General features: G+C 66.5%; 13 protein-coding genes. 7 read left to right on the top strand and 6 right to left on the bottom strand.

Annotated elements, in window-relative coordinates:
* Positions 1–62: 62 nt before the first annotated feature.
* Positions 63–443 (bottom strand): phasin, encoded by a 381-nt coding sequence (locus BRAD285_RS03495; RefSeq protein ID WP_006614151.1) that lies wholly within the window; start codon positions 441–443, stop codon positions 63–65.
* Between the two features lie 313 nt (positions 444–756).
* Between BRAD285_RS03495 and BRAD285_RS03490 the strand changes: the two genes are divergently transcribed.
* On the top strand, positions 757–4,215 hold the full coding sequence (locus tag BRAD285_RS03490) for a PAS domain-containing sensor histidine kinase (protein ID WP_006614152.1): 3,459 nt from the start codon (positions 757–759) through the stop codon (positions 4,213–4,215).
* Here the strand turns inward: BRAD285_RS03490 and BRAD285_RS03485 are convergent.
* A complete protein-coding gene (locus tag BRAD285_RS03485) occupies positions 4,200–5,417 on the bottom strand; it encodes an NnrS family protein (protein ID WP_035648061.1) in 1,218 nt (405 codons plus the stop codon). The genes BRAD285_RS03490 and BRAD285_RS03485 overlap by 16 nt on opposite strands.
* A 159-nt stretch (positions 5,418–5,576) precedes the next feature.
* Here BRAD285_RS03485 and BRAD285_RS03480 point away from each other — a divergent pair, with 159 nt between their 5' ends.
* A complete protein-coding gene (locus tag BRAD285_RS03480) occupies positions 5,577–6,293 on the top strand; it encodes a Crp/Fnr family transcriptional regulator (protein ID WP_006614154.1) in 717 nt (238 codons plus the stop codon).
* Here the strand turns inward: BRAD285_RS03480 and BRAD285_RS03475 are convergent, their stop codons facing one another.
* Together BRAD285_RS03475 and hemN are read right to left on the bottom strand one after the other, a co-directional pair.
* Complete coding sequence (locus BRAD285_RS03475; protein WP_035648067.1) at positions 6,294–6,485, bottom strand: DUF1858 domain-containing protein; 192 nt, start codon at positions 6,483–6,485, stop codon at positions 6,294–6,296.
* 81 nt (positions 6,486–6,566) lie between these two features.
* A complete protein-coding gene (gene hemN, locus BRAD285_RS03470) occupies positions 6,567–7,919 on the bottom strand; it encodes an oxygen-independent coproporphyrinogen III oxidase (RefSeq protein ID WP_006614156.1) in 1,353 nt (450 codons plus the stop codon).
* A 198-nt stretch (positions 7,920–8,117) separates the two neighbouring features.
* Between hemN and BRAD285_RS03465 the strand changes: the two genes are divergently transcribed.
* The 4 genes from BRAD285_RS03465 (at position 8,118) to BRAD285_RS03450 (ending at position 12,676) form a co-directional block, all read left to right on the top strand.
* Complete coding sequence (locus BRAD285_RS03465; protein WP_006614157.1) at positions 8,118–8,327, top strand: hypothetical protein; 210 nt, start codon at positions 8,118–8,120, stop codon at positions 8,325–8,327.
* A 404-nt stretch (positions 8,328–8,731) separates the two neighbouring features.
* Positions 8,732–9,826 carry a copper-containing nitrite reductase gene (nirK, locus tag BRAD285_RS03460; protein ID WP_006614158.1) on the top strand — a complete coding sequence of 365 codons (1,095 nt, stop codon included), beginning with the start codon at positions 8,732–8,734 and terminating at the stop codon, positions 9,824–9,826.
* 82 nt (positions 9,827–9,908) lie between these two features.
* The gene (locus tag BRAD285_RS03455) at positions 9,909–10,787 is read left to right on the top strand and encodes an SUMF1/EgtB/PvdO family nonheme iron enzyme (RefSeq protein WP_006614159.1); all 879 of its coding nucleotides are present in this window, start codon (positions 9,909–9,911) and stop codon (positions 10,785–10,787) included.
* 167 nt (positions 10,788–10,954) lie between these two features.
* Entirely contained in the window at positions 10,955–12,676 is a 1,722-nt protein-coding gene (locus BRAD285_RS03450) for a hypothetical protein (protein ID WP_006614160.1), read from the top strand.
* Positions 12,677–12,682: 6 nt separating this feature from the next.
* Here the strand turns inward: BRAD285_RS03450 and BRAD285_RS03445 are convergent, their stop codons facing one another.
* Complete coding sequence (locus BRAD285_RS03445) at positions 12,683–13,333, bottom strand: CoA transferase subunit B (protein ID WP_006614161.1); 651 nt, start codon at positions 13,331–13,333, stop codon at positions 12,683–12,685.
* Positions 13,333–14,061, bottom strand: coding sequence for a CoA transferase subunit A (locus BRAD285_RS03440; RefSeq protein ID WP_006614162.1), 729 nt, complete (start codon positions 14,059–14,061; stop codon positions 13,333–13,335). The genes BRAD285_RS03445 and BRAD285_RS03440 overlap by 1 nt, the downstream gene beginning before the upstream one ends.
* A gap of 310 nt (positions 14,062–14,371) precedes the next feature.
* Here BRAD285_RS03440 and BRAD285_RS03435 point away from each other — a divergent pair, with 310 nt between their 5' ends.
* A complete protein-coding gene (locus BRAD285_RS03435) occupies positions 14,372–16,321 on the top strand; it encodes an AsmA family protein (RefSeq protein ID WP_035648070.1) in 1,950 nt (649 codons plus the stop codon).
* Positions 16,322–16,355 lie beyond the last annotated feature (34 nt).

The raw sequence follows: 16,355 nt of genomic DNA, 5'->3' as shown, positions 1-16,355 counted from the left end.
CGGGCCGCCCAGGAAGGAACGAGCCGCTCAATCCAGGCGTGCACCACGAGATGCTCAGACCATCAAGCTTTGGGCTTGCCGGCGTCGATCGCGGCCTTGTGGATCGCCTGGCCCATCTCGGTCGCCTGCTCGGCCAGTGATCGCATCTGGCCCTGGATGTAGTCGGTGTGCAGCCGGAGCACCTCGGGCAGATCCTTGGCGTGCACCAGCGACTGGGCATAGTCGAGCGAGGACTGCACGTTCTTCTCGGCATAGCACAGCACCTTGGCGCCGATGTCCTTGGCGCCCGCGCGCACCGTGGCGCCGCGCTCCTCGAGCGAGCCGGCGGTGGCTTCGGCGCCCGCCAGGAATTTCTCGAACGTCTGCCTGGCCTGGTCGAAGCCGGCCTCGGCCATGGCGCGCATGTCCTTCGGAATCTCGAATCGGCGTCCGTCGTCCGTCATCCGTCCCTCCTCCTGTTGCCCGAACCAGCCCGCGAGACGCGACCCGCATCGGGGCGCGCCGGTCACCTTAGCCTGCCGGTCCCATCCGCATCGTGACGGCGCCAGGCGCTTTTGCAATGCAAAAGGCCGGGCGCGCCCGGGTTTGCAGGGCCGAGGACAGGCCGGGAACACATTAAGGTTATCCAAGCTTTAGCAAGACCTCGCGGTCGCCGGGCCGTGGACCTCTGCCCTCAAAACGCGCGATAGTAACGAATTCTTAACGCTGCCAGTTCCGGCCACCGATGAAAGTCAGAAGAGTCGTTCGTCTTTGCCCATGACCCATGCCGATCTCGAATTGCAGGTCCTGAGCGATCCCCGGCTGGCGGTCCACGCCGCGGGCAGCCTGCCGGCGTGGCTGTGGTCGGCCGATGGCAGCCGCGTTCTCTGGTCGAATGCGATGGGGGCGCGGGTGTTCGCCGCGAGCCATGCCGCGGCGCTGAGCGCCAGGACGTTCGGACCGGCCGATCAGCATCGCCGCCAGGTCGCGCAATTGGCGCGACGGCTGCCGGAGACCGGCGCGCTCCGACTCGAACGTCTCCGCGGTTTCGGCGCGCCGCTCGGCACGCTCGCGACCTGCGGCTGCGCCAGGCTCGATCTTCCAGACGGCACCCGGGCCGTGCTGATCACCAGCACCGACAGCACCGGGCGCAGCGTTCCGCTTGCCGACCGTCTGAAGCGGCTGGTGGACAACAGCGCGCATGCGCTGATCGCGTTCACCCAGGACGGCCAGTTCGCCGGCATCAGCCCGGCCGGGCGGCACCTGTTCGGCATGCACGACCTGAGCGATCCGCGATTTGCGGCAGCCCGACACGCGGCACTGGCCGACGGCCTCGCCGAGGTGACGCTCGGCGCGGAGCGCGCCCTGCTGTGCCGTGTCGGCAGCGGCAGTCAGACCGGACTGGTCGCGATGCCCGTGCCGATCAGGCCTGACGAGATCGACGCGCCGAGCCCGGCGCCCACACAACACGCAGAGCTCGCCCCCGATGCCTCCCCGGCATCACCTGCCGCCGTTGAGATCGCCGGCACCGATGCGGCCGAGACTCCGCCTGCCCCTTCGATGGACGACATGACTGAACGCCACACCGACTACGAAGCTCCCGCTTTGTCGAACGAAGCGCCGGCTGAATTCCTCCTCATCGACGATCCCGCGGAGGCCGAGCTGTTCGAGCCGCAGGCGCTGGTGTCGCAGACCACGGCCGACCTGCATCCCTCCGCATTCGCGCCATCGCAGGCTGCGGCCAGCGAGGACCGCGCGACCGAGGCTGCCGCGCCGCCGATGCAGCAGGCAGACGACGAGGCCAACGCCGTTTCCGATGATGCGTCGACGCGCGCGCGTCGTCATCCGCTGCGTTTCTCCTGGGAGATGGATGCCGAAGGGCGGTTCTCGGTCGGCTCCGATGAGTTCGTCCGCCTGATCGGCGCACGGAGCGCAGCCCTGCTCGGTCAGCCCTGGCATGACATCACGGACACGCTCGGACTCGATCCGGACGGTCTCGTCAGCGCTGCCATCGAATCGCGGCAGACCTGGAGCAACCTCGTCGTGACGTGGCCGACCGACGACAGCGGCGAGCGCCTTGCCGTCGAGCTCTCGGGGCTGCCGGTCCTCACGCGGGAGCAGACCTATTCCGGCTATCGTGGCTTCGGCGTCTGTCGCGATCTCGACACCCTGAACCGTCTGGAGGCGCTGCGCCCCGCCACGGCCGAGGCGTCGCAGGGCGGCGGGACCGATCCTGCTGCGGCTGATGTTGCACCGGCAGAGCTTGCGCAATCCGACCATGGGCCGGCCGCAGATGCGCCGCCGCGGCAGGACAACATCACGCTGTCAGCACGGGATGCTTCCATAGCGACGGACGCGTCCCACATTGATGGTGTCGGCCTGGAGGCGGCCGGAAACGTCGTGCCGTTCCGCGCCCTCGGAGAGAGCAAGCTTCCGGCGCTGACGCCGGTGGAGAACAATGCGTTTCATGAACTTGCGCGCCAGCTGTCGGCCCGGCTCGAAGGTGAGGTCCGCAACACGCCGGCGGACCTTTCCGGTCCGGCGCACGAGATGGCGCCGCGCGTGAGTGATCCCTTTGGACCAGCCCAGCACGACGAGATGTCGGCACGGTCCGACGCGACGAGCGAGCACGGCGGCGGGCTGCAGACGGACTGGCTGACGCCCGAGGCGCCGCCGGCCCAGGGGGACAGCCAGCGCGACCGCATCCTGCTCGACCTGCTCCCGACGGGCATGCTGATCTACCGGCTCGATCGGCTGCTCTATGCCAACCCCGCCTTCTTCAAGCAGATGGGCTATGCCGACCTGCCGGCGCTCGAGCAGGCCGGCGGCCTCGATGCGCTCTATGTCGAGCCCGGCGGCTCGGGATCCTCCAACAAATCCGAAACCGGCACGCCGGTGACGATCTCCGCGGCCGACGGCTCCTCCAGCGAGGAGATCAAGGCCGAGGCGCGCCTGTTCACGATCACCTGGGACGGCGACACCGCGCACGCGCTGATCTTCGCGCCGACGCAAGGTCCTGCAGCGGCGCTGCCGCCCACGACGGACGCCGCGCCGGCGCCGGCACAAGCAGCACCGGCCGCGCTCGTGGTGCCGCCGCCTCCGGCCGCCGGTCACGCGGAGGCCGAGGATCTTGCTGCCATCCTCGACGTCACCGCCGAGGGCATCCTGATGTTCGATGCCGGCGGCAACATCCACGCCTGCAATCGCAGTGCGGAGGCGCTGTTCGGCTATGACGGCACTGAGCTCGTTCGGCGCAACCTGATCGAGCTGTTCGCGCCCGAGAGCGCCCGGCTCGTGCTCGACTATCTCGACTGCGTTCAAGAGGCCGGTGCGTCGGGCGTGCGCGATCAGGGCCACGAGGTGCTCGGCAAGATCGCCCAGGGCGGCGCCATTCCGCTGTCGATGACGGTCGGCCGCACGCGGCCGGAGGGGCCGAATTTCTTCGCGGTGTTCCGCGATCTGTCGCAGCTCCGCCGCGGCGAGAACGAATTGCTGCAGGCCCGGCGCGTCGCCGACCGTGCGGCCAATGCCAAGGCCGACATGCTGGCGCGGATCAGCCACGAGGTGCGCGCGCCGCTGAACGCGATCATCGGCTTTGCCGAAGTGATGATCGGCGAGCGCTTCGGCACGCTCGGCAACACGCGCTATGCCGAATACATGAAGGACATCCGCGCCTCCGGCGAGCGCGTGGTGTCGCTGATCGACGACCTGCTCGAATTGTCACGCATCGAGACCGGCAAGCTCGAGCTCGCCTTCACCAGCCAGAACCTCAATGAGCTGGTCGAGAGCTGCGTCGCGGTGATGCAGCCGCAGGCCAACCGGGCGCGCATCATCATCCGCACCTCGCTGTCGCAGGTGCTGCCGCCTGTCGTCGCCGATGCGAGGGCGCTGCGGCAGATCGCCATGAACCTGATCTCGGCCTCGATCTCGCTCGCCAATGCCGGCGGCCAGGTGATCGTCTCGACGGCCCTGTCGGATTTCGGCGAGGTGCTGCTGCGCGTGCGCGACACCGGCCATGGGCTGAACGATCAGGCGGTGGCCGCGGCGCTCGAGCCGTTCCGCGCGGCCGCGGGAGCCGAGCTGAGCTCCGAGGGCACGGGCCTCAGCCTGTCGCTGACCAAGGCGCTGGTCGAAGCCAACCGCGCGCAATTCCACGTCAAGGCGGCGCCGAAATCCGGCACGCTGATGGAGGTGGTGTTCTCGCGCGCGGTGGCGCGCAATCAGAGCACCGGCTGAGCCGATCCCGCGGAGCGGATCGCCAGCGCGCGCAGCTTGAGGCCGAGCAGCAGCGGGCCGAACGCCAGCGCGAAGCCTGCGAAGGCGATGACCCAGGCGAAGGCCGCGACGTGCAGCAACGCGCCCGCATGCGCCGGCGCCAGCACGGCGCAGACCCGCGTCAGCGCTGCGACGATGATGCCGAGATAGATCGCCTGCGTCGCGACCGAGGCCGTCAGCGCCTGGCCGGTGTGGCCGAGCGTGGCGCGCGTCATGACTGCAAGCGTCATGATCCCGGCGGCCCCGACCATCCAGGCGTGCAGGCCGGCGCTCGGCAGCACCCATCCGACGCTCGCCGCCGCATTGAGCAGGAAGCCGATCGGCACGAAGGCGTAGCCGACATGCAGGATAACCAGCAGGCGCTCGCGCAGCGTCCGGTCGCCGGCCCAGCGCGCCAGCCTCACCGCATGCAGCACGCCGGCGACGACGAGTGCAACGCCAGTGGCTGCGTTGTCCGGCGCCACGATCCAGCCGAGCAGGCTCACCGCGCTGAGCAGCACGACGATCATGTCGAAGCGGCCGAACGGAGCCGGCAGCCGGCCGGGATTGTGCTTCACCAGCCAGTTGCGCGTGAAGCTCGGCGTGATGCGGCCCCCGATCAAGGCCAGCAGCAGCACGATCACGGCGACGCCTATGCGGATCGCATAGTCCGCCGCACCCTGCAGATGCGCCTCGACATGGAAAGCGACGTTGCCGGCGAGCAAGACACCGACCGCGGCGACGACCGGCAGGTTACGCCAATTCCGGCCCGCAACGATCTCGCGCGCCGCGGCGAGAACGACCAGCAGCAGGAAGCTCGCATCGATCAGCAGCGCGGCCCACCAGGGGCCGAAGGCGGACAATGTCACCGCGAGACGTCCGGCCAGCCAGACCACGACGAGCGTGAGCAGCGGCAGGCCCCGGATCGGCAGCCGCCCCGTCCAGTTCGGAATCGCCGTGAACAGGAAGCCGGTGACGATCGCCGGCAAATAGCCGTAGAGCATTTCATGGACGTGCCAGTCGCGCGGCGCAAATGCCGAGCCCAGCTTCAGCTCGCCATAATAGGCCGGGAGCCACACCAGGATCGCGAGCGCGGCCTGGATCGCCCCGAGCAGGAAGAACGGACGGAAGCCGTTGGCGAGAACGGTCCAACCTTGATAGTTGCGCGGAATGGCCATGGGCATGCTCGCTCGATATCGATGGGAACCGCGCCGATCACGGCGCCTCCCCCGATGTAGTTGCGCATGGCTCGCGACGGATTGCGCCAGCACAAACTTCCGGCGGATCGCGAAATCGTGTTATTGAGCGGCGCAAATTTCGCCGTGCCCGGCCCGGAGAACATCATGGCTTCCATCGACCGCTCGCTGGTCGCGCATCTGCCGCTGTTTGCGGGACTCTCCGCCGACGACCTCACGGAGGTGCTGCGGGAGGCTCGCTCCACGCGTGTTCCGCGCAACGGCGCGGTGTTCGAGCAGGGCGCCGATGCGACCTCGTTCTTCCTGCTGCTGCACGGCCATGTCCGCGCCACCAAGACGACGCCGACCGGCGACCAGATCGTGGTGCGCTACGTCGTGCCCGGCGACACGTTCGGCGTCGCGCCGGCCATCGGCCTGCAGCATTATCCGGCGACGGCGACCGCCGTCGACGACAGCATCGTGCTCGCCTGGCCGTCGGCCGCATGGCCGCGCCTCGTCGCAAAGTTCCCGTCGCTCGCGGCGAATACGCTGCAGACGGTCGGTCAGCGGCTGCAGGAAACCCATGCCCGCGTCATCGAGATGTCGACGCAGCAGGTCGAGCAGCGCATCGCGCATGCGCTGCTGCGGCTCGCCAACCAGGCCGGCCGCAAGCTTGATCACGGCGTGCAGATCGACTTCCCGATCAGCCGCCAGGACATCGCGCAGATGACCGGCACGACGCTGCACACGGTGAGCCGGATTCTGTCCGGCTGGGAGCAGCAGGGCCTCGTCGAAAGCGGCCGGCAGAAGATCGTGCTGCGGGAGCCGCACAAGATCGTGCTGCTGGCGGAACAGAGCTCCGACGCCTCGGCATCGCGCTCCTGATCAGGTGCTGGCGCAGAGCGCTGACAGGAACGCGTCGGGATCGACGCCATGCTCGCGGCAGGCATCCGCGACATTGTGGAAACAGGCGATCGGGCAGCCGACACAACGCATCTGGAACGCGAGAAAGATGCGGATCGTCTCCGGCTTGCGCCGCATGACGTCGTCGACCAGTTCGTCAAAGGTGATAGGCATGCGCGCCTCCATTCGAACGTGAATGGTAACCGGCGCGGCCTGCCCCGTCTTTGTCGCGGCACAAGCTGTGCGGCAGGCTCGCTACACGGCGCGACTATGCAACTGCTTCGACGCATCGAGATGCGCATCGAACGCCGCAGCCACACTGCGCACTAGGAACCGGGAATGCTCGGTCACCGCCAGCGCGCTGCCGTTGAGCTCGACCACGCCGTCCGAGATCAGCGATTGCAGCCGCGGTGCCGATTGCAGCATCGCATCGGTTGCCGTGCCATGCCGCGTGCAGATGACATCGAGATCGACGCCATAGTCGCACATGATGCGCTCGATGATGTCGGCCCGCAGCCGGTCATCATCGGTCAGGCCATAGCCCTTCACCGTGGCGAGGCTGCCGGAGGCGATCTTCTCCTCATAGGCGCGCACCTGCGGCGCGTTCTGGACGTAGCCCTGCGGCAGCTGGCCGATGGCCGAGGCGCCGAAACCGAGCAGCAGATCGTGGGCGTCGGTGGTGTAGCCCTGGAAATTCCGATGCAGCCGGCCTTCGCGGAAGGCGATCGTCATGGGATCGGTCGGCAAGGCGAAATGATCGAGGCCGATCTGGACGTAGCCGGAATCCTTCAGCGTATCGCTGATCGCACACGCCTGATCATAGCGCTCCAGACTGTCGGGCAGCGACGAATCCGGGATCTTGCGCTGATGCGTCTTGAATGACGGCACATGCGCATAGCCGAACACGGACAGCCGGTCGGGGCGCAGCTCGACGGCACGCTGCACCGTCTCCAGACAGGAGGCGACGGTCTGGTGCGGCAGCCCATAGATCAGGTCGAAATTGACGCCGGCCACGCCCGCCCGGCGCAGCCCCGTGGTCGCCGCGGCGGTCTGCTCGAAGCTCTGCACCCGGTTGATCGCCTTCTGCACCAGCGGATCGAAGCTCTGCACGCCGAGGCTCGCACGGTTCACGCCGCTCGTCCCCAGCGCATTGATCATCGCCGGCGTCAGCGTGCGCGGATCGATCTCGATCGCGATCTCGGCCGTCGAGAGCACGGAGAAGGAATGGCGCAGCGAGCCGACGAGATCGACGAAGGAGTCCGGCGCCATGATCGTCGGCGTGCCGCCGCCGAAATGAATGTGCCCGACCGGCAGCCGACGGCCGATCTGGCGCGCGACCATGTCGATCTCGCAGCGCAGCGCGGATTCATAGACCGCGATCGGCTCGTCGCGCTTGGCGACCATGGTGTTGCAGCCGCAATACCAGCACATCGAGCGACAGAACGGCACATGCAGGTACAGCGATGCCGTGGCATCGGCGGGAATCGCGCGCAGCCACTCTGCGTAGGTGGAGGGCCCGACTGCGGCCGAGAAATGCGGCGCCGTGGGATAGCTGGTGTAGCGCGGGAGGCGCTCCTGACCGTAGCATGCGGCGAGATCTGGTCTCATGTCCTGTCCACCTGAGTTGAGGCGTGTTTGACACAAGGCAATGGAGACGACCTTGAGCTTCCTCAAGGACGCAGCCAGCAGGTGCCCCGTCAGATGGCCAGTAAAACCCCGGCTTTCGCCCTCGACATTGCGCTTCGTCAAAGTCGCCGGCCGTTTTGGCGGGGATCATCGGCTTGCCCCCGATTCGAGGAAACCGCAATGGAAGCCCTGGACCTGCTCATTCGCTTGCTCGCTGTCCTCACCAATGTCCGCGGCCATATTCCTCAATCAGACGGGTTCGAATCCTTTCGCGACGACTCGGTGCCGTCAGGCCTGCTCGGCAACATCGCGATGTTCATGACGACGCTGTTCTGTGTCGCGGCCGCAGTGGCGTTCGTCGTCCTGCTGGCGGTGCGCTGGCTGAGCTGACGATTTCCACCGAGGACGACCGAGAGTCTGTTCATCCAGAGTTCGGACGAGCCCGACGCATCCGCTCATCATGCGCGCGCGAAGCGGCCAGATGAGCCGGTGCTCACGCCACAGCCTGATCGTTGCCCAGCGCTGCGCACACGTGACATATGAGTCCAACTTCCTCCACGTCATGGCCGGGACAAGCCCGGCCATCCACGTCCACATGCGACTGCTTCTCCGTTGGTCGCGCGCGGATGCAAATCAGTTGCGTGCCGGCCAGCACGCTGCTCGAAGGCGCTTTTGCCTCATTCCTCCAGACAATTCCGCAATTGCTAAGTTGCTTGTTGCAGCACAAACAAGCCGGGTTCCAACAGGCGCATGCTGTTTGCGGCACACAACAGATCCAAACGAAGGAGCGATCCATGTTGACCCGCCGCACCGCCCTGCTCAGTGCAGCCATCGCCGCGATGATGCTTGCGGCTCCCGCTGTTGCCGAAGACCTCAAGCTGCCGCGCCAGAAGGTCGATCTGGTTGCCCCGCCGTTCGTGCATGCGCATGAGCAGGCGACCAAGCAAGGCCCGAAGATCATGGAGTTCAAGCTCGTGGTCCAGGAGAAGAAGATGGTGATCGACGAGAAGGGCACCACCTTCCAGGCCATGACGTTCAACGGCTCGATGCCCGGTCCGCTGATGGTCGTGCACGAGGGCGACTATGTCGAGGTCACACTCGTGAACCCGGCCACCAACACCATGCCGCACAACATCGACTTCCATTCGGCGACCGGAGCGCTCGGCGGCGGCGCGCTGACGCTGATCAATCCGGGCGAGCAGGTCGTGCTGCGCTGGAAGGCCACGCGCACCGGCGTATTCGTCTACCACTGCGCCCCCGGTGGACCGATGATTCCCTGGCACGTCGTCTCCGGCATGAACGGCGCCGTGATGGTGCTGCCGCGCGATGGTCTCAATGACGGCCATGGCCATGCCTTGCGCTACGACCGCGTCTACTACATCGGCGAGCAGGACCTCTATGTGCCGCGCGACGAGAAGGGCAATTTCAAGTCCTACGACTCGCCTGGCGAAGCGTATAGCGACACCGAGGAGGTCATGCGCAAGCTGACGCCGACCCATGTCGTGTTCAACGGCAAGGCCGGCGCGCTCACCGGCAAGAATGCACTCACCGCCAATGTCGGGGAGAACGTGCTGATCGTCCATTCTCAGGCCAATCGCGACAGCCGCCCGCATTTGATCGGCGGCCACGGCGACTACGTCTGGGAAACCGGAAAATTCTCCAATCCGCCGGAGACCGGGCTCGAGACCTGGTTCATCCGCGGTGGCTCGGCCGGGGCCGCGCTCTACAAATTCCTGCAGCCCGGCATCTACGCTTACGTCACCCACAACCTGATCGAGGCGGCCAATCTCGGAGCCACCGCGCATTTCAAGGTCGAGGGCAAGTGGAACGACGACCTGATGACGCAGGTGAAGGCTCCGGCGGACATTCCGACCGGCTCGACCAACTAATCAGCGCTTATCACTCAAGACCCTCATCACCCAAGACCCTGGGGGCCGGTATCCCGGCCCCCGTTAGCTCCGATGTGCTGCCATGCTTATCGCCTTCAAGATCAAGCTCGCTCTCGCCTGCATCGTCGGCGTCGCCGGCCCGACTGCCCTGGCCCCGATCATCGCAGAACTCCAAACTCCCGCCAGCTTCGACGGCCCGGCTCTCACCGAGATCGCGCCCGGCACGCTCCACTACCGCGACTCCGGCGATCATCTGCGCGACGGACGGCCGGCCGAAGCCCCCGTCACCACGATCCGCTTTGATCGTCCGCTTGCGATCATGACCCACCAGGTCAGCGCGGCCGACTATCAGGCCTGCGTCGACGCCCGCGCGTGCCGCGCCCTCGATCGCGACGTCGCCGTCGCCATCGACCGTCCGGCCGTGCAGGTCAGTTGGCTCGATGCCCTCGCTTATGCCGAATGGCTCTCGCTCAAGACCGGTCACATCTATCGCCTCCCGACCGATGCCGAGTGGGCCCATGCCGCCGGCAGCCGCTTCAAGGACGACGGCGTCGCGGTCGATGACGCGAACCCCTCGCGGCGCTGGATCGCCCGCTACGAGCGCGAAGCTACGCTGCCCGATGACCCGAAGCCGCGCAGTTTCGGCAGCTTCGGCCTCAACGAGCATGGCGTCGCCGATCTCGCCGGCAATGTCTGGGAATGGACCTCGACCTGCTTCAGCCGCAAGCTGCAGGATCATGCAGGGCACGTCATCAAGACGGTGAACAATTGCGGCGTGCGGCTCGCCGAGGGCGCACACCGGGCCTATGTGACCGATTTCATCCGCGACGCGCGCGCCGGCGGCTGCGCCTCGGGCACGCCGCCGGCCAACCTCGGCTTCCGCCTGGTTCGCGAGCAACCCGCGTGGAGCCAGCGTATGGCGCAGCGGCTCAACCGCTTGATGCGAACCTTCCGCGCCTGAGCGCAGGGATCAGCGACCTCGATCACCGGCGGGTCGGCGCACCGCCGCCGGTGTCCTGGCACTGGGACAAATGACAGTCACCCAAAATCAACTTTCGGTTGCGATGATCGAGCTACAAACGTTAAACAATTGCATGAAAGACGCGGTGAGCGGACCAGGAGGCGAGCGTGGTTTCTCGACATCCGCCGGTCTTCTTCACGTCCGACCTGCATGGGTACGGCATCGGTAATACCAGCTGGTTCGACGACAATTCGCCGCGCGCGCTGGCCGGACGCTGCCTCGTCGATGCGCTCGAATATCTGCTGAAGACGCCGAAATTCCCCGCCAAGGACTGGCACGTGGTGAATGCCAATGCGGCGCGCATCGTCCATCAATGCCTGACTGATCCCGCACTGGCGCGCCGTGACATCCTCGATCGGGTCGCGCGACACATCGAGGAGATCTGTGCGTGCATCGTCGCAAGCCGGCAATACCGCATTCCGTTCTACGGCGATGATTTCTGGGACTGGGCAAGCGTTGTCGACGCGTTCTGCGAACTGCAGAGCGTCTCGGCCACTGCGGCACGTGTTGCAAAGCGCGAGCTGGACCAGTTTCGCAGAACGGTCCACATCCGGATGCCGAGCGGGCTGGCCGTCGGCGATCCCGACCAGGAGTGGTTTGGTCCGGGGGTCGCGACACGCGCCCATCATCTGCTGGATACGCGCGCAGCAGGCTTCGACCCGGATCTGCGCCACGAGCTGCAGGCTCAGGCCCTCGAACGGATCGATCGCGGCAGGTATCGCGGCCGGCAGGTGACGCCGTGGCAGCTCAGCTGGCACTATGGCCAGGTCGTCGGCGAGTTTCAGCGCGCGGCAAGCGAGCAGGCGGCGGAGCTGGCGGATTTCGCCTGGCTGGCGGTACCGCTCGATCCCGGCAAGCGCGCACTCGTTCTCGCACGCATCCTGCAGGGCGCTGGCGCAATCAAGGACCGGCGAACGGTCCTGCAGACGCTGGAGGAGCTCTATCGCTGCGAGACGCCCGGCCGTCCGCTCAGCCAGGGCGTGATCGGCGCCAGCATCGAGGCCTCGCTGGACGTGCTCGAGGCGTTATGGCCGCAGCTCGACGAGCGCGACAAGGCCAGCATCAACGCGATGCTCGACGCGCTGCGCTTCCTCCACGCCAAGGCCCATACGATCGGGTTTGTCGTCAGCACACCTGATGACATCGAAGGCCTGATCCAGGCGATGGGACCGGGCACGCTGATCGAACAACGCAACGCCGCACGCGCGATCATCCGTCACGCCTGCTTCCACGCGGTGATCTGCCTCGGGCGATCCATGACCGAGGCGGCCAGCGCGACGGCGGTCGCGATCGAGGAGCACGGCGCGCGCTGGGTGATCATGCCGGGACGCGCGCAGGCCCTTGGCCCAACACTGGCGCAGGCAACTCTGGGCGCCCGCTTCGTCGGCGCCGGCCCGGGCGATCTCGTGATTGCGACGGCGGTCGCGCCGTTCCGGATCGAGATCCAGCTCCGCGATGCGCTCAGCATCGCCGAACCGCCATTCCCGAGCCAAGGCGGCATGATCATCCCGGCCGATCCGGAGCTCTGCCGCCTTGCCCATGAGGCAGCGACGACCATGCTCGACGAGATCGGCGTGTTCTTCGAAGGGATGACGGTGACGCGCAACGGGGGCGGCACCGATGCCGATATTTCGGCCGCCGTCCCGGGTGCCCTCGCCACCGACGATACAGCCTATGTGACGGGACTGATCGCCCTCAGTCACGGCATCCCCTGCCTCGTGCTTCAGAGCCTGGCGGAGATGCCGCCGCAGGCTCACGCGAGCCCGCGACCCAACGCGGCCTGCCGGCTCGCGGTCAAGGTTGCCGAGATGCTGTGCCGGCGCTGGTAGTCGCGCTCAGGTGTTCTTCAGCGCGACGCGGAATTCGGCTTCGGTCTTGGCCTTGACTTCGTCGAGCGTCACGCCGTCGGCGAGCTCGATCAGCGCCATGCCGTCATTGCCGTGCTTGTCGATGGTGAACACGGCGAGATCGGTGACGACCATGTCGACCACGCGCTCGCCGGTCAGCGGCAGCGTGCACTGCTTGAGCAGCTTCGGACCGTCCTTGGCGCTGTGCTCCATGACCACGACGACGCGCTTGACGCCGGCGACGAGATCCATCGCGCCGCCCATGCCCTTCACCATCTTGCCCGGAATCATCCAGTTGGCGAGATCGCCGTTCTGGGCCACCTGCATGGCGCCGAGGATGGAGAGATCGATGTGGCCGCCGCGGACCATCGCGAAGGAATCCGCCGAGGAGAAGTAGCTCGTGATCGGCAGCTCGGTGACGGTCTGCTTGCCGGCGTTGATGAGGTCGGGATCCTCCTCGCCCTCATAGGGGAACGGACCCATGCCGAGCATGCCGTTCTCGCTCTGCAGCGCCACGTCGACGCCCGGCGGGATGTAGTTCGAGACCAGCGTCGGAATGCCGATGCCGAGATTGACATAGTAACCGTCCCGCAGCTCCTTGGCGGCGCGTGCCGCCATCTGCTCTCGCGTCCAGGCCATCAGACTTCCTCCCCCGCTGCAGCGGCGGCTTCACGTTTGCGGACGGTGCGCTGCTCGATGCGCTTGAGCGCGGTGCCGACCTGGATGATGCGCTTCACGAAGATGCCCGGCGTATGGATGTGGTCGGGATCGATCTGGCCGGCCGGCAGGAGATGCTCGACCTCAGCCACTGTGACCTTCGCCGCCGTCGCCATCATCGGATTGAAGTTGCGCGCCGTCTTCCGGTAGACGAGGTTGCCGGCGGTATCGCCCTTCCAGGCGTGCACGATCGCGATGTCTGCGAACAGGCCGCGCTCCATCAGATATTTCTCGCCGTCGAATTCCCGCACTTCCTTGCCTTCGGCGACCAGCGTGCCGACGCCGGTCTTGGTGAAGAAGGCCGGGATGCCGGCACCGCCGGCGCGGATGCGCTCGGCCAGGGTGCCCTGCGGGCAGAATTCCAGCTCCAGTTCGCCGGCCAGATATTGCTGTGCGAACAGCTTATTCTCGCCGACATAGGACGAGATCATCTTCTTGATCTGCCGCGTCTCCAGCAGTCGGCTGAGCCCGATGCCATCCACGCCGGCATTGTTGGAGATGACGGTGAGGTTCTTCACCCCGGAATCACGAATGGCATCGGACAGCGTTTCGGCGATGCCGCAAAGGCCAAACCCACCGGACATGATGGTCATGCCGTCCTTGAGAAGGCCCGCAAGGGCGGATTTGGCGTCCGGATAGACCTTGTTCATACGGGAATGACCTGTTGCAAAGCGAGGACGGCGCAGATATCGACCGGATTATTAGGCGAAATCTTCGCAATGCGTCAATGATGCCTTCCCAACGGGCATGTCCTGCATTAGCAGTCGCAGCGGCGCGCGGCCCCGGAATGATCCGGGGGCGGCGCTTCGCGGCCTCCGCCGTAATCCAGCCACACCAACGGCGTGGCCTTGAAAGCGTCAAGAAAACGCATCAAGTTGTTGATGTTGGCAAGGGTTTTCGGCGCGCCCTGCCCATCCTCCCTCACCAGCGATCCGACGTATCCAGGACATGTCCGTGACCATGGCCCAAGGAATGAGGCGCCTCGGCACACCGATCGCGGTGCTGCTCGGCATTGCCCTCGTGGGCCTGCTCGCGAGTTCCTGGCTGGTCAATCGTGAGGCACTGCGGCGCGCCGTCGAGACGCAGATCCGCGCCGTCACTGGGCTCGAGCTCGTCGTCAAAGGCCATATCGACGTCTCCTTATTCCCCGGCAGCTACGTCTCGTTCCACGATGTCGGCCTGAAGGGCAGCGGCGCCGACGATCCGGCGCTGCGCGTCGACGTCCTGACTGCCAATCTCCAACTGCTGCCGCTGCTGCTGCAGCGCTTCGAGATCGCCGACGTCATGATGCTGCGGCCGCAGATCAACGTCACCCGCGAGGCCGACGGCAACAGCAATTGGACGCCCTTCATCGAAACCATCGCGCGCACGATGCGGCCGGGTCCCGACAGCCAGATGTCGTTCTCGGAGATCCGCATCCAGGACGGCATCCTGGTCTACGAGGACGGCAACCATCATGCGTCCGAGCGGCTCGACGACATCGACCTGTCGCTGGCCTGGCCCTCGATCTCGCGCTCGTTCGCTGCGACCGGCCAATTCGATTGGCGCGGCCAGCGCATCGAGGGCTCGATCAGCGTCAGCGATTTCCTGGCAGCTCTGTCGGGTGACCGCTCCGGCCTGAAGATGCGCCTGGCGAGCCCGCCGCTGAAGGTCGCGTTCGACGGCACCGTCGCCAACCGCACGAGCGCGCTGATGGAAGGCACGCTCACGGTCGACAGCCCCTCATTGCGCGACGCGCTGCGCTGGACCGGACAGACGCCGCTCGGCGGCGGCGGCTTCGGCCGCTTTGCGCTACGTGCTCGTGCCAATGTGGTCGGCGCCTCGATCGCGCTCACCAACGTCAATGTCGAGCTCGACGGCAATACCGCCGAGGGCGTGATGACCTATTCCAACAACGGCCGGCAAGCGCTGCAGGCGACGCTCGCGGCCGATGCGCTGGACTTCACGCCGTACATCTCGACCTTCCGGCTGCTCGCCAATGGCGCGCGCGACTGGAACCGGCAGCTGTTCGACCTCAAGGCGCTGTCGACCACCGACCTCGACATGCGGCTATCGGCCGCAAAGGTCACGGTCGGCTCCTCGAAACTCGGACGCACGGCATTCGGCGCCAATCTGCGCAACGGCGTGCTCGCACTGTCGGTGGGCGAAGCGCAGATGTATGGCGGCATCGTGCGCGGTTCGTTCGGCATTGCCCGGGCCGACACGGTCGCCGATGTCAAGGCCGAGCTGCAATTCAACGACGTCGACCTGCAGGCCTGCGCCAACGAGATGTTCGGCGTGTCCTCGCTGTCCGGACGCGGCAATCTCAACGTCTCGCTGACGGCGTCGGGCTCGAGCCCGTTCGGGCTTGCGCAATCGCTCGACGGCAGCGCCACGCTGCAAGGCCGCGACGGCGCGATCTCGGGCTTCAACGTCGAGCAGCTTCTGAAGCGGCTGGAGCGCAGCCCCCTATCGCGCGGCGGCAATTTCCGCACGGGATCGACGCCCTACGACTCGTTGACGGTCGCCGTGAAGTTCGCAGACGGGGTTGCCACTGCGGAAGACATCCGCGTCGAGAGCCCGACCGCGCGGATCACCATGACCGGCACCGCATCGGTGCCGAGCCGCGAATACGACTTCAAGGGCGTCGCAAGCCTGTTGTCGGCAGGCAATGCAGGCAACGGATTCGAACTGCCGTTCGTGGTGCAGGGCCCGTGGGAAGATCCGCTGATCTTCCCCGATCCGGAAAGCCTGATCCGCCGCGCGCCGGCGGCGGCGCCGCTGCTCGATGCCGTGAAGGACCGCAAGACCCGCGACGCCGTACGCTCGGTGCTGGAGCGCTTCACCGGCGGCGGGCTGCGTCCTGCTCAGCAGGACAATGCGCCGCAGGCCGACGCTCCGGCGAGCGAGAGTCCCACAAAACAGAACTGATCGCCGCCCGCATTAAGCGTGATCGAGCGACAGC

Origin of the sequence: Bradyrhizobium sp. ORS 285 (assembly GCF_900176205.1) — a bacterium.
Lineage (GTDB): Bacteria > Pseudomonadota > Alphaproteobacteria > Rhizobiales > Xanthobacteraceae > Bradyrhizobium.
Note: the sequence above shows the minus strand (reverse complement) of the source record. Positions and strands in the feature narration are given on the sequence as shown.

Bases quoted from the DNA above. Each gene is read 5' to 3' on its own strand.
- BRAD285_RS03495 (WP_006614151.1), bottom strand. From the start codon at position 443: ATGACGGACGACGGACGCCGATTCGAGATTCCGAAGGACATGCGCGCC.
- BRAD285_RS03490 (WP_006614152.1), top strand. From the start codon at position 757: ATGACCCATGCCGATCTCGAATTGCAGGTCCTGAGCGATCCCCGGCTG.
- BRAD285_RS03485 (WP_035648061.1), bottom strand. From the start codon at position 5,417: ATGCCCATGGCCATTCCGCGCAACTATCAAGGTTGGACCGTTCTCGCC.
- BRAD285_RS03480 (WP_006614154.1), top strand. From the start codon at position 5,577: ATGGCTTCCATCGACCGCTCGCTGGTCGCGCATCTGCCGCTGTTTGCG.
- BRAD285_RS03475 (WP_035648067.1), bottom strand. From the start codon at position 6,485: ATGCCTATCACCTTTGACGAACTGGTCGACGACGTCATGCGGCGCAAG.
- hemN (WP_006614156.1), bottom strand. From the start codon at position 7,919: ATGAGACCAGATCTCGCCGCATGCTACGGTCAGGAGCGCCTCCCGCGC.
- BRAD285_RS03465 (WP_006614157.1), top strand. From the start codon at position 8,118: ATGGAAGCCCTGGACCTGCTCATTCGCTTGCTCGCTGTCCTCACCAAT.
- nirK (WP_006614158.1), top strand. From the start codon at position 8,732: ATGTTGACCCGCCGCACCGCCCTGCTCAGTGCAGCCATCGCCGCGATG.
- BRAD285_RS03455 (WP_006614159.1), top strand. From the start codon at position 9,909: ATGCTTATCGCCTTCAAGATCAAGCTCGCTCTCGCCTGCATCGTCGGC.
- BRAD285_RS03445 (WP_006614161.1), bottom strand. From the start codon at position 13,333: ATGGCCTGGACGCGAGAGCAGATGGCGGCACGCGCCGCCAAGGAGCTG.
- BRAD285_RS03440 (WP_006614162.1), bottom strand. From the start codon at position 14,061: ATGAACAAGGTCTATCCGGACGCCAAATCCGCCCTTGCGGGCCTTCTC.
- BRAD285_RS03435 (WP_035648070.1), top strand. From the start codon at position 14,372: ATGGCCCAAGGAATGAGGCGCCTCGGCACACCGATCGCGGTGCTGCTC.